At 72.5% G+C, this 13,107-nt stretch carries 9 protein-coding genes; 6 read left to right on the forward strand and 3 right to left on the reverse strand.

The annotated features are described in order from the left end of the window. Positions 1–334: 334 nt before the first annotated feature. Both AB0F88_RS29700 and soxR read left to right on the forward strand, forming a co-directional pair. Complete coding sequence (locus tag AB0F88_RS29700) at positions 335–964, forward strand: TetR family transcriptional regulator (protein WP_362691229.1); 630 nt, start codon at positions 335–337, stop codon at positions 962–964. Between the two features lie 143 nt (positions 965–1,107). Then, positions 1,108–1,563 (forward strand): redox-sensitive transcriptional activator SoxR, encoded by a 456-nt coding sequence (gene soxR / locus AB0F88_RS29705; RefSeq protein ID WP_362691232.1) that lies wholly within the window; start codon positions 1,108–1,110, stop codon positions 1,561–1,563. Between the two features lie 47 nt (positions 1,564–1,610). On the opposite strand, the gene AB0F88_RS29710 is transcribed toward soxR, so the two are convergent. The 3 genes from AB0F88_RS29710 to AB0F88_RS29720 all read right to left on the reverse strand — a co-directional run bounded on the left by AB0F88_RS29710 (position 1,611) and on the right by AB0F88_RS29720 (position 5,172). Then, the gene (locus AB0F88_RS29710; protein WP_362691235.1) at positions 1,611–2,957 is read right to left on the reverse strand and encodes a hypothetical protein; all 1,347 of its coding nucleotides are present in this window, start codon (positions 2,955–2,957) and stop codon (positions 1,611–1,613) included. Between the two features lie 230 nt (positions 2,958–3,187). Next, positions 3,188–3,961 (reverse strand): TetR family transcriptional regulator, encoded by a 774-nt coding sequence (locus tag AB0F88_RS29715; RefSeq protein WP_362691238.1) that lies wholly within the window; start codon positions 3,959–3,961, stop codon positions 3,188–3,190. Beyond that, positions 3,955–5,172: a cytochrome P450 gene (locus AB0F88_RS29720; RefSeq protein ID WP_362691241.1), complete on the reverse strand. Its 1,218-nt coding sequence runs from the start codon at positions 5,170–5,172 to the stop codon at positions 3,955–3,957. The genes AB0F88_RS29715 and AB0F88_RS29720 overlap by 7 nt, the downstream gene beginning before the upstream one ends. Before the next feature lie 219 nt (positions 5,173–5,391). On the opposite strand from AB0F88_RS29720, the gene AB0F88_RS29725 reads away from it, so the two are divergent. The 4 genes from AB0F88_RS29725 (at position 5,392) to AB0F88_RS29740 (ending at position 12,789) form a co-directional block, all read left to right on the forward strand. Further along, the gene (locus AB0F88_RS29725; protein ID WP_362691244.1) at positions 5,392–5,811 is read left to right on the forward strand and encodes a hypothetical protein; all 420 of its coding nucleotides are present in this window, start codon (positions 5,392–5,394) and stop codon (positions 5,809–5,811) included. Continuing rightward, positions 5,808–6,113 (forward strand): transcriptional regulator, encoded by a 306-nt coding sequence (locus AB0F88_RS29730; protein WP_362691246.1) that lies wholly within the window; start codon positions 5,808–5,810, stop codon positions 6,111–6,113. The genes AB0F88_RS29725 and AB0F88_RS29730 overlap by 4 nt, the downstream gene beginning before the upstream one ends. A gap of 169 nt (positions 6,114–6,282) precedes the next feature. Further along, positions 6,283–6,786, forward strand: coding sequence for a DinB family protein (locus AB0F88_RS29735; protein WP_362691248.1), 504 nt, complete (start codon positions 6,283–6,285; stop codon positions 6,784–6,786). A 513-nt stretch (positions 6,787–7,299) separates the two neighbouring features. Then, a complete protein-coding gene (locus AB0F88_RS29740; RefSeq protein WP_362691251.1) occupies positions 7,300–12,789 on the forward strand; it encodes a carboxyl transferase domain-containing protein in 5,490 nt (1,829 codons plus the stop codon). Positions 12,790–13,107: the final 318 nt, after the last annotated feature.

Consider the following 13,107-nt stretch of genomic DNA (forward strand, 5'->3'; position numbering starts at 1 on the left):
AGCACGACGTTACGGCCCTTGGGGCCGAGGGTCACCTTGACGGCGTCCGCGAGCTGGTTCATGCCGCGCTCGAGACCGCGCCGGGCGTCCTCGTTGAACGCGATCATTTTTGATGTCATTTCCGCTCCTGCTCTCGATGGGGCTCTCCGGGACGGCGCCCGCGACGGACGGTCCCCCGGCGGGCGGCCAACCCGCCGGCGGACCTCGCCGTCCCGGAACACGCTGCGTGGTTGGCACTCTCCAGGCGTGAGTGCCAGGCGCTCCACCGCACTCTATCCACAACTTGCGTGTCACGCACATAGTGCGTGACACGCAATCTCGATAGGGTTGCCCCATGAACGACGACGAGACGGACCTCCGGGCACGCAACAGTCGGGCCACCCGGGAGGCGATCGGCCATGCCGCGCTGCGCCTGGCCATCGAGCGAGGCCCCAACGGGCTGGCCCTCGTCCGCGTCCATGACATCGCCACGGCCGCGGGAGTCTCACCCCGCACCTACAACAACTACTTCTCCAGCAGGGCCGAGGCGATCTGCGCCTTCCAGGCCGACCAGTCCAGGCGCGTGGGGCAGGCGCTGCGCTCGCGGCCCGCCGACGAGCCGCTCGACCAGGCCGTCACCGCGGCCGTGATCGAGCTCTACACCGATCCCGAGCCCGACAAGGCCGGCCTGCGCATGATCATGTCGACGCCCGAGCTGGAGGGCGAGGCGCTGAAGGCGTTCACCATGGCGGAGGGCCCGCTCGCCGAGGCGATCGCGGCGCGCACCGGCACCGACCCCGGACGCGACCTTTTCCCCGCCGTCACGGCCGCCGCGGTCGCCGGGGCCATCCGCGTGGCCGGGCGGCACTGGCTCGAGCCGGGCAACACCGAGTCCTTCGCCGCGACCCTGCGCCGCGCCCTGTTCTGCGTCCTTCCCGTCGCGCCGCCCGACGCCCCGCCCCGGCCTCCCGGCGGCATCGGGTGACTCCGTCCTGGCGTCTCGGTGGCGTCGGGTGACTTCGCCCCGGCGTCCTGGTGGCGTCGGGTGACTCCGTCCTGGCGTCTCGGCGGCACCGGGTGAACGACCTCGTACCTGAACCGAGGTTCACATCAGGCTAGGGTTGGCCCATGCCGGAACCCGCGATGATCGCCGAGGAGCTGACCATCGGCGAGCTGTCCGAGCGCAGCGGCGTGCCCGCCTCGGCGCTGCGCTTCTACGAGCGGCGCGGGCTCATCACCAGCCGCCGGACCACCGGCAACCAGCGCCGTTATCACCGCAGCACGCTGCGCCGGGTGGCGTTCATCCGCGCCTCGCAGAGCGTCGGCATGCCGCTGTCGGTGATCGGGGGAGTGCTGGGCTTCCTGCCCGAGGGTGTCCCGCCCACCCGGGAGTTCTGGCTCAAGGCGTCGGCGTGCTGGAGCGAGGAGATCAACGCCCGCATCGAGAAGATGGAGCGGATGCGCGACCGGTTCACCGACTGCATCGGCTGCGGCTGCCTGTCGTTCGAGCAGTGCGCGCTGATCAACCCCGGGGACACGCTCGCGGAACACGGCCCGGGTCCCCGCCGCCTGCTGGATCCCTGACGGCGGCCGGACGGCGACGGAACGGGCGAGGCCGGGCCCGCGCCAGGTCAGTTCGGACAGGCGTCGCGGCAGGCGCCGAAGCGACCGGCGTCCGGCGGGGTGAAGGCGGTCTCGGGCGTTCCCCGCACCGCCTCGGTCATCGCCTCCTTCCAGACCAGGCCGGGAACCGACGTGCCCTCCACCCGCGGGTAGTGGCGGCCGCCGATGGTGACGTCGGTCAGCGGGTGCCGGAACGCGCCGCGCGGGTCGCCGAGACTGACGGCCGAGGCCAGGCCGGGGGTGTATCCGGCGTACCAGGCGGCGGTGAAGTCGGCGGTCGTGCCGGGCATGCCCGCCGCCTCGCGGCCGACGCCCCCGAGCGCGCTTTCGGCCAGGACGTCCGACAGCACCGCGGTGACCGCGTCGGCGACCGCCGGATCCAGGACCTGGCCGCAGCGCGGCGGGAAGGAGCGCGGGGCACCCGAGCCGTCGCGGATCTCCGTGATCACCGTCGGCTCGCAGAAGCGGCCACGGGCGGCGAGGCTGGCGTAGGAATTGGCCACCGAGACGGGGTCGGCCTCGTTGACGCCCAGCGTGAACGTCTCGAACTCCCGAAGCGGCGTCCCGTCGGCGCGCCTGAGCCCGAGCCGCTCGGCCATCCTGACGGTCTCGCACAGGCCGACCTTCTCCGTCAGGCGCATGTAGAAGGTGTTCACCGCCTCCCGGGTGCCCGAGCGCAGGGTGACGAACCGCTCCCCGCGCTTCTCCAGGTTCACGATGGTGTGGGCCGGGTCGGCGACGGCCTGGTTCGCGCAGTTCCTGAACGCGGTGTAGTTCGGGGCGCGGTACTCGTCCGAGATCTGGAAGCCGTCGTCGTGGCGCAGGCCGGCGGCGAGCGCGGCGGCCAGGGTGTAGGGCATCGCCGTCTTGCCCTGCTGGAAGGCGGCCCCGCCGGCGGCGTCGCGGCTGGTGGCCATGGCCCTGATGGCGCCCTCACCTGGGACGATCATGATCTGGGTGGCGACCTGCGGGTCGTCGCGGTGGACGTGGGCGTCGATGGCCCGCTGCGCCGCCCGCTGGAGCCGCTGGTCGATCGTCGTCCGGATCGTCAGGCCGTCGCGGCCGGGCAGCCGCGGGTCCTCGGCGAGAAGCCGCTCCCTGACATACCGGCATATATAGGGATAACCGCTGTTCGCGCAGTCGCCGGAGAACTCCTCGATGACGGCGCCTTCGACGTCCAGCAGCACGCTCTTTCCGGCCGCGGAGGGCGCGGGGGCCGTGGAAGCCGTGGAGGCCGCGGCGGTGGACCCCGAGACCAGGTGCTCCTCATCCGGATCGCCGCCCGCCGGGTTCCGCAGCAACAGGAGGACCGCGACCAGCGCCCCCACCGCGGCGACGCCAAGGAAAATCAGCAATGCCTTCATCGTCGCCTCCGGTGCGCCCCACTCCGTTCCCCGATCATCCGGGAACGGCGTGACGCGGGCAACCGCAGGGACGGCGACGGCGGCCTTCCGGGCGCAGGCGGGCCGCCGGGCCTCGGGAGAAGGGCGAGCATGGCGTGAAGGGGCGGCGGGTCAGGGCCGCTCGCCCACGGATGGCGGCGCCGTGCCGGTGGCGCCGCCGGCCACGACGACTCTCCTGTGCTTCAGCCCGCGCATGAGGGATCCGTTCTCCGCGTTCGGGGGTGGGGGGTGACAGGGGCCCGCCAGAGGCCGGCCAGCGCGTCGATGAGCCCGACGGCGACGGCCTCCCAGCTCGCGTGGGCCGTTGACCCACCCTCGTGCAGGGCGCGCTCGCGCTCGGCCAGCGCGTGCGCGAGGAGCAGGCGGGTCATGTCGCCGCGCTCGCGGTGCACCTCTTCCGGCAGGTCGGGCAGCAGTCGCAGCATGCCGTCCAGGGTGCGCCGCATCGACGGTGTCGCCACGGACTCCTCGGTGACGATCTGGCGCAGGGCGGGCACGGTGGTGACCTGGGCCAGGCAGCGGGCCCGCCAGCTCGGCACGCCCAGCGCGTCGAGGTGGTCGGTGGCGGGACGTACCAGGCAGGAGATCCACGCCCGCGGGTCGGCGGAGTCGCCGATCGCCTCCAGCATGCGCAGCCGCCGCTCCTCGGTCTCGGTGGTGTAGCGGCGGATGATCGCCCGTACCAGGTCGGCCTTGGTGCCGAAGTGGTAGCCGACGGCGAAGTTGTTCGCCTGCCCGGCGGCCTGGCCGATCTGCCGGTTGGAGACCTCGCCGACCCCGTGCTCGGCGAACAGCCGCTCGGCGACGTCCAGGATGGTTCCGCGCGTCTCCCGCGCCCGCTCCGTCCTGCCGGGCACGGTCTTGCCGTGCTTCGTCATGCCGGACGCGGTCCTGGTGGGGACGGTCTTTCCACGCTCCCTCTTGTCGTGATCCGTCCGGCCGGGCGCGGTCACCATCGGACCGGGACCTTCTCCAGCCCGCCGACCACGAGACCCTCGCGGCGCCTGAGCTCGGCGGCCGGGACGGCCAGCTCCAGCGTGGGCAGCCGCTCCAGCAGCACGCCGAGCACGGTCTGCAGCTCGGTGCGGGCCAGCGCCTGCCCCAGGCAGGAGTGCGGGCCGGCGCCGAAGGTCACGTGCGGGTTGGGCGAGCGGTCCAGCCGCATCTCGTCGGCGTTCTCGAACTGCCGCTCGTCCCGGTTGGCCGAGGCCATGCTGCACACGACCGTCGTGCCCGCGGGCAGCTCCTCCTCCGCCACCGTGACCCCCTCGCTGAGGTAGCGCGGCATGCCGAAGCCGGGATTGGCGTCAAAACGCAGCACCTCCTCCACCGCCGAGCGGATCAGCGTGCGGTCGGCCAGCAGCGCCTCCCAGCGGGAACGGTCGGCCAGTAGCATCGACACCATCTTGCCGATCATGTTGGCGGTGGTCTCGTGCCCGGCCACCAGCAGGCCCTTGGCCGTCATCACCAGCAACTGCTCGGTCAGCCGCCCGTCCAGCCCCTCCACCATCGAGGCCAGCTCGCTCAGCAGGTCCTCGCCCGGCTCGGCCCGCTTGGTGTCGACGTGCGCCATCAGGTAGGCGTCGAACTCGCCCTGGGCGGCGTCGATCTCCTCCTGGCCGAACCTGGTCATGCTGAGCATGGTGTCCGACCAGTACGCGAACCTGTCCCGGTCGGAGTCGGGCACCCCGAGCAGGTCGCAGATCGCCCACACCGGCAGCGGGAAGCCGACCGCGCTCACCAGGTCGGCGGGCTCGCCCCGGGCGACCATCCGCTCGACCAGCCGCTCGGCCATCGCCTGGATCCTGGGCCGCATCGCGATGACCCGCTTGGCGGTGAACGCCCTGCCCACCAGCTGCCGCCACGCCCGGTGGGTGTCGCCTGTCATGTCGCCGCCGCCGTCACCGCCGCGGCCGAACACGCCGCCCGACTCGTTGGCCGTCACCCGCGCCGCCCCCTCGGCGTCGAGCCGGCGGGAGAAACGCGGGTCCGACAGGACCTCCTTGACGTCCTGGTAGCGCGTCAGCAGCAGCGCGGTGTCCCCGCTGGCCAGCCGGATCGGCGCGACCGGGCAGCCCTCCCGCAGCTCGGCCCACTCCCGCGGAGGCTCCAGCGCGCTGGGGTTGCGGAAGGGGTATTCGGGCGCCTCGGCGCCGGGCTCGCTCAAGATCACTCTCCCTCGAGGATCGCGGTTGGCGTCATTCAAATCGCCCGCCTTGTTTAAGTCAAGTGACTCAAATTCGCTCCTCACCGGAACCTCCGGAGCGCCGCGACCGGCGAGCCGGGCCGCCCGCGCGATGACGTGTCCTCACGTTTGGAAACTACTTGCCAATATTGCAAGTAGTTATCTAAATTGAAGGTACTGGTCGAAGAGGAAGGAAGTCCCATGGCGCAGCACGAGCACATGAGCCCCACGGAGGCGCTGGCACGCGCCCGGGAACTCGACGCCCTCGTGAGAAACCGCTCCAGGTGGTACAGCCGGTATCTGCTCCTCTTCGGTGTCGCGACGCTCGTGATGGTGCCCGCGCTCGGATTCGCCTCGGGCGTGCTCGCGGTGGCGGTCTCCACGACCATATGGATGGCGTTCGTGGCGGCGTTGATCGTCTACGCCGCACGCCAGCCGGTCAATCCTCGCGGGTACGGTGTCCGGCACATTGTGATCATGGCGACGTGGGGAGTGCTGTACCTCGGTGTCCTGCTGTGCGGGGTCGTCTGGTTCTTCGGCGAGCCCGCCTGGTGGCTGCCGGGCGCGGTCCTGGTCTCCCTGCCCCCCTTCGTCGGCGCCTACCTGGAGGCGCGCCGATGAGCCACCCGCGCCACCTGCTCGACGACGTCATCCACTCGCCGGTCCGGTTCGCGATCGTGGCCCTGCTCGCCGCCGCCGACAGGGCCGAGTTCGGCTACGTCCGCGACACCGTCGAGGTGACCGACTCGGCCCTGTCCAAACAGGTCGCCACGCTGGAGGGCGCCGGGTACGTCAAGGTCATCAAGGGGTACGTCGGCAAGCGTCCGCGCACCTGGCTCGCCCTCAGCAAGGAGGGCAGGGCGGCGTTCGCCGCGCACTGCGCCGCGCTCCGGGCGATCGCCGACGGCGCGTCCACCCTGTGACGGGACCCCTGGAGCTCGTCGTTCGTGCCTCGTACGGGCCCGCCGCGGCCGTTCGCCGTGACCGAGCCGTTCAGCGGTCTCCGGAAGGGCGCGGCGGAGGTGGCGCGGCGACTCCGGCCGGCCGCCGGCCATGACCGGACGGTACTTCGCGGTGCGATAATCGTGGGCCGTGACTGACAACCGCATTTCTCCTCCCTTCATCGGTGACGAGCGCGCCATGCTGAACAACTGGCTCGACTGGCACCGCGAGACCCTGGCCGTCAAGTGCGCGGGGCTCTCGGAGAAGCAACTCCGAGAGCGCTCGGTGCCGCCGTCGACCATGTCGCTCCTCGGCCTGGTCCGCCACATGGCGCACGTGGAGCGCGCCTGGTTCCGCCGCGTGCTGGACGACGAGGACGTCCCCCTCCTTTACAAGACCGACGACCCCGACGCGGAGTTCAACGACGTGGACACCGCCTCCGCCCAGGAGGCCTTCGCCACCTGGCGGGCCGAGATCGAGATCGCCCGCAAGCTCTCGGCCGAGGTGCCGCTGGACGCCATCGCGAAGCGGCAGCGCCACGGGCAGGACTGCTCCCACCGCTGGATCCTCGTCCACATGATCGAGGAGTACGCCCGGCACAACGGCCACGCCGACCTGCTGCGCGAGCGGATCGACGGTTTCACCGGCGAATAGACGTCCTTCCCGGCGAGGCCGGCAGGAGTGCCGTCACCCGGGTGCTCCGTGACCGCCACCACCGGCGTGGTGATCGCGACCTGCGAGCCGGCCGGGTTTTTCCGCGTCGCCCCTCGGGCGATCACGGCCCAGGGAGAACCGTCGTTTCCGGAGATCGGGAGGCGCGACGCGGCGGCCGCGCCACCCGTCGCTCCCGCGGCCACGCCGCGCGGACGGCACGGGCGCGAGCTGCCGTCTTTGTCGCCGCCCGGCAAACGGACTACCCTCGCCCGTGACCAGTCCGAACGGACCTTCGAGTCCACGAGCCGCCGCGCGACCAGGATCACACCAGACACACGTCACACCCGCCACATGTCACACCATCCCGACGGGCGCGTTTGTGCGAGCCGCACAACTCCGGCCGCGAAACACGCTTAGTCCCCGCCATTCCGGTATCCGGAGGCAGTCGAGAGGATGTACCCCGGTTACGGCGGGGACGACCGCCGTGTTCACCGTCTTCGAAAGGCCCGCTCAGTGTTCAGTCGTGTCGCCATCGTCAACCGCGGTGAAGCCGCCATGCGGCTCATCCACGCCGTTCAGGACCTAGCCGCGGAGACGGGCACACGGATCGAGACCGTCGCCCTGTACACGGACTCCGACCGGACGGCCACGTTCGTCCGGGAGGCGGACCTCGCCTACGACCTGGGACTCGCCGCGGACCGGCCCTATCTGGACCACGCGGTCCTGCGGAAGGCCCTGGTCGAGACCGGCGCGGACGCGGCCTGGGTCGGCTGGGGCTTCGTGGCGGAGGACCCGGCGTTCGCCGACCTGTGCGCCGAGATCGGCGTGACGTTCGTCGGCCCGGGCGCCGAGGCGATGCGCAGACTGGGCGACAAGATCGGCTCGAAGCTGATCGCCGAAGAGGTCGGGGTGCCCGTCGCGCCGTGGAGCCGCGGCCCGGTGGAGACACTGGAGGAGGCGAAGGCGGCGGCGGAGCGGATCGGCTACCCGCTGATGCTGAAGGCGACCGCGGGCGGCGGCGGCCGCGGCATCCGGATGGCCGCCGACGCCGACGAGCTGTCCCAGGCCTACGAGCTGACGCGCCAGGAGGCCGCGCGCGCGTTCGGCAGCGGCGTCGTGTTCCTGGAACGCCTGGTGACGGGCGCCCGGCACGTCGAGGTACAGGTCATCGCCGACGGGCAGGGCACCGCGTGGGCGCTGGGCGTGCGCGACTGCTCCGTGCAGCGGCGCAACCAGAAGATCATCGAGGAGTCCGCCTCCCCGGTCCTCGACGCCGTGCAGGTCGCCGAGCTGAAGGCGGCGGCCGAGCGGCTCGTGCTCGCGGTCGACTACAAGGGCGCGGGCACCGTCGAGTTCCTCTACCACCCCGGTGAGCGGCTGTTCGCGTTCCTGGAGGTCAACACGCGCCTGCAGGTGGAGCACCCGATCACCGAGATCACCACCGGCGTCGACCTGGTGAAGGCCCAGCTGCACGTCGCGGCGGGCGGCAGGCTCGAGGGGGACGCGCCGCAGGAGTGGGGTCACGCCGTCGAGGCGCGCCTCAACGCCGAGGACCCCGACCGCGACTTCGCGCCCTCACCCGGCCGGATCGCGCGGCTCGCGCTGCCCAGCGGCCCCGGCATCCGGGTGGACACCGGGTTCAGCGAGGGCGACACGATCCCCGCCGACTTCGACTCGATGATCGCCAAGATCATCGCGCATGGCCGTGACCGTACGGAGGCGCTGGCCCGCCTGCGCCGCGCGATGTCGCAGACGACCGTCATCATCGAGGGCGGCGTGACGAACAAGGGCTTCGTCCGCACGCTGCTCGACGAGCCCGCGGTGATCGACGGGTCCGCCGACACCGGCTGGATCGACCGCGTGCGCGCCCAGGGCGCCCTCGTCGCGCACCGGCACTCCGCGATCGCGCTGATCGCCGCCGCCGTCGAGGCCTACGAGGACGAGGAGGCCGTGACGCGGCAGCGCTTCCTGGCCGCCGCGCACGGCGGCCGCCCGCAGTCGCAGCACGAGAGCGGACGCGCGCTGGAGCTCAAGCTCCGCGACGTCGGCTACCGCGTCCAGGTCGCCCGCACCGGCGGCCACCGGTTCCGCGTCGGCATCTCGGCGGGCGGCCCCCAGTACGCGGCCGACGTCGACATCGAGCGCTTCGACGAGCACAGCGGCCAGATCACCGTGAACGGCGTCCGCTTCAAGGTCGTCACGAGCACTCACGGCCCGATCCACCTGGTCGAGGTCGACGGCGTCACGCACCGGATCAGCCGCGACGAGGGCGGCATCGTGCGCTCGCCGGTGCCCGCGCTCGTGGTGGCCACACCGCTGCAGGCGGGCGACGAGGTCGAGGCCGGCGCGCCGCTGCTCGTGGTCGAGAGCATGAAGATGGAGACCGTGCTGCGCGCGCCGTTCCGCGGCCGCGTGCGGGAGCTCGCGGTGTCGGTCGGCAGCCAGGTGGAGGCGGGCGCCCGCCTGCTGCGCCTGGAGCCGCTGGGTGACGGCGACGAGGCGGCCGGTCCCGTGGCCGAGGCGCGGGAGGTCGAGCTGGATCTGCCGGCCGAGCCGGCGGACGTGCCCGCGGCCGAGCGGGCCGCGCGCGGGCTGCAGGACCTGCGCAGCCTCCTGCTGGGCTTCGACATCGACTCGCGGGACGAGAAGCGCCTGCTCGCCGGCTATCTGGCCGCGCGCGCCGAGCTCGCCGAGAAGGGCGAGCACGAGCCGGCCGGTGAGGTCGAGCTGCTGCGCCTGTTCGCCGACCTGAGCGAGCTGAGCCGCAACCGGCCCGCCGGAGAGGAGTCGAAGCCCGACTCCTCGGTGCACAGCCCCCGCGAGTACTTCCACACCTACCTGCAGTACCTGGACCCGGACCGGGCCGGGCTGTCGGAGAGCTTCCGGCAGCGGCTCACGCACGTGCTGTCCCGCTACGGCGTCGAGGGCCTGGAGCGCACGCCGGAGCTGGAGGACGCGGTCTTCCGGATCTTCCTGGCCCAGCGGCGCGCGTCCACCGACGTCGCCGTGGTGACGACCCTGCTGCGCCAGTGGGTCAACGAGTCCCCGCCCGCCGAGGCCGACCGCGTCACCGTCGGCCTGGCGCTGGAGCACCTGGTCGCCGCCACCCAGGTCCGGTTCCCGGCCGTCGCGGACCTGGCGCGTGGCGTGGTGTTCGCCTGGTTCGCCCAGCCGCTGCTGCGCCGCACCCGCGCCAAGGTCTACACGGCCGTACGCAAGCACCTGCGCCACCTCGACCGGCACCCGGACGCGCCCGACCGCGCCGAGCGGATCTCCGCCATGGTCGCCAGCGCCGAGCCGCTCGTCCGGCTGGTCGGCCAGCGGATCGGCCGCGAGGGCGCGGACCCCGTGCCGCTGCTGGAGGTGCTGAGCCGCCGCTACTACGGCAACCGCGCGCTCGGCGACATCCGGGTGAGCAAGGTGGCGGGCTGCACGTTCGTCGTCGCCGACCACCGCACCGCGGCCGGCAACGGCCGCGTCGTGGCCACCGCGGTCGACTTCCTGGCGCTGGCCGAGGCGGTCAAGGCGGTCGACGAGTTCGCCGGCGACGGCGAGCTGGTGGCGGACATCTACCTGACCTGGTTGGACGGCCCGAGCGACCCCGACGAGATGGCCGCGCGCCTGCGCGAGGTCATCGGCGCGCAGCAGCCGTCGAACCGGGTCGGCCGCATCGTCACGACCGTCGCGGGCAACAGCGGCGCCGTGATGCACCACCACTTCACCTTCCGGCCGTCCGCGGACGGCTTCGCGGAGGAGCGGCTGCTGCGCGGCCTGCACCCGCGCATCGCCGAGCGCATGCAGCTGGAACGGCTGCGCGACTTCGACCTCACCCGGCTGCCCGCGCCCGACGAGGAGGTCTACCTCTTCCGGGCCACGGCGCGGCAGAACCCGTCCGACGAGCGTCTCGTCGCCCTGGGCCAGGTCCGCGACCTGACCCCGCTGCGCGACGACGAGGGCAGGCTCGTCGCGCTGCCCGCCGCCGAGAACATCCTGGCCACGTGCCTCGACGCGATCCGCCGGGCCAAGAAGCCCGGCGCGAAGACGTCCGCCACCAACCGGATCGTCATCTACGTGTGGCCGCCGAACGACCTGTCGCCGGAGGATCTGAACACCGTGGCGAAGCGCGTGCTGCCGACGACGGCGGGCGCGGGCCTGGAGGAGGTGCTGTTCCTCGGCAGGCGCCGCGACGGCGCCACCGGCGAGCTCGTCGACATCGCCGTCCGGATCGGCTACGACGTGGGCTCCGGCGTGCAACTGTCCGTCGTGCCGCCGCCGACCGAGCCCATCGAGCCGCTGGACGACTACCGCCAGGAGGTGCTGCGCGCGCACAGCCGCGGCACGCACCACCCGTACGAGCTGACCGCCATGCTCGCCGGGCCGTTCGGCTCGTTCACCGAGTACGACCTGGACGAGCGGTCGGAGCTGGTGCCGGTGAACCGGCCCAAGGGGCGCAACACCGCCGCGCTCGTCGCGGGTGTCGTCAGCACGCCCACGCCGCGCCACCCGGAGGGCATGACCCGCGTCGTGCTGCTGGGCGACCCGACGAAGGCGCTCGGCGCGCTGTCCGAGCCCGAGTGCGCGCGGGTGATCGCCGCGCTCGACCTGGCCGAGCGGATGCGGGTGCCGCTGGAGTGGTTCGCGCTCTCCGCGGGCGCCCGGATCTCGATGTCGTCCGGCACCGAGAACATGGACTGGGTGGCGGCCGCGCTGAAGCGGATCGTGAACTTCACCCAGGACGGCGGCGAGATCAACATCGTGGTCGCGGGCATCAACGTCGGCGCCCAGCCGTACTGGAACGCCGAGGCCACGATGCTCATGCACACCAAGGGCATCCTGGTGATGACGCCGGACTCCGCGATGGTGCTCACGGGCAAGCAGTCGCTCGACTTCTCCGGCGGCGTGTCGGCCGAGGACAACCACGGCATCGGCGGGTACGACCGGATCATGGGCCCGAACGGCCAGGCACAGTACTGGGCGCCGGACATCCGCGGCGCTCGGGAGATCCTGATGTCGCACTACGACCACAGCTACATCGCGCCGGGGGAGAGCCGGCCGCGCAGGACGGTCACCGGTGACCCGGTGGACCGCGACGTGTCGACGTTCCCGCACAGCGTGCCGGACAGCGACTTCACGACGGTGGGCCAGATCTTCTCCGTCGAGTCCAACCCGGACCGCAAGAAGCCGTTCGACATCCGCACCGTCATGCGCGCGCTGTCCGACCAGGACCACCCGGTGCTGGAGCGGTGGGCGGGCATGGCCGACGCGGACACCGCCGCGGTCCAGGACGTCCACCTCGGCGGCCGGCCGGTGTGCCTGCTGGGCATCGAGTCCCGGTCCGTGCCGCGTCGCGGGTTCCCGCCCACCGACGGCCCGGACACCTACACCGCGGGCACCCTGTTCCCGCGCTCGTCCAAGAAGGCCGCCCGGGCCATCAACGCCGCCAGCGGGAACCGCCCGCTGGTCGTGCTGGCCAACCTGTCGGGGTTCGACGGGTCGCCGGAGTCGATGCGCAAGCTGCAGCTGGAGTACGGCGCGGAGATCGGCCGCGCGGTGGTGAACTTCAAGGGCCCCATCGTGTTCTGCGTGATCTCGCGGTACCACGGCGGCGCGTTCGTGGTGTTCTCCAAGGCGCTCAACCCGAACATGACCGTGCTCGCGGTCGAGGGCTCGTTCGCCTCGGTGCTCGGCGGTGCCCCGGCCGCCGCGGTGGTCTTCGCGCGCGACGTCGACAAGCGGACCGGCAACGACCCCCGCGTGCTCGCGCTCGCCGCCCGCGTCGCGGAGGCACCGGCCGCCACGCGGGCCGCGCTCGCCACCGAGCTGGCCGAGCTGCGGTCGTCGGTGCGGGCCGAGAAGCTCACCGAGGTGGCCACCGAGTTCGACCGCGTGCACAGCATCCAGCGGGCGGTCGACGTCGGTTCGGTGGACATGATCATCAGCTGCGCCGAGCTGCGGCCGAGGATCATCGAGGCGGTCGAAAGGGGCCTCGCCCGTCAGGTCTGATCCGGTCCCCGGTCCCCGGTCCCCGGTCCCCGGTCCCCGGTCCCCGGTCCCCGGTTCCCGGTCCCCGGTCCCCGGTCCCCGGTTCCCGGTCCCTGGTCTCGGGGCCCGCGCCTTCGCCGCAGCCGTCCTCCGGCAGGCGGTGGTCGTGCCCTCCGGCTCCGGCCGGCGGAGACCGTGCCCTCCGGTTCCGGCCGGCGGAGGCCGTGCCTTCCGGTCGCCGGATCGAGCGGGAGGCGGTGGGGCGGCACGCGTCGTGCCGCCCCACCGCCGGGATCGCCCGCGAAAAGACGGCTCGCGAGCGACGATTCCGCCTCGGGG

The sequence above is a fragment of the Streptosporangium sp. NPDC023963 genome, assembly GCF_040639135.1.
In the GTDB taxonomy this organism is placed as follows: Bacteria; Actinomycetota; Actinomycetes; order Streptosporangiales; family Streptosporangiaceae; genus Streptosporangium.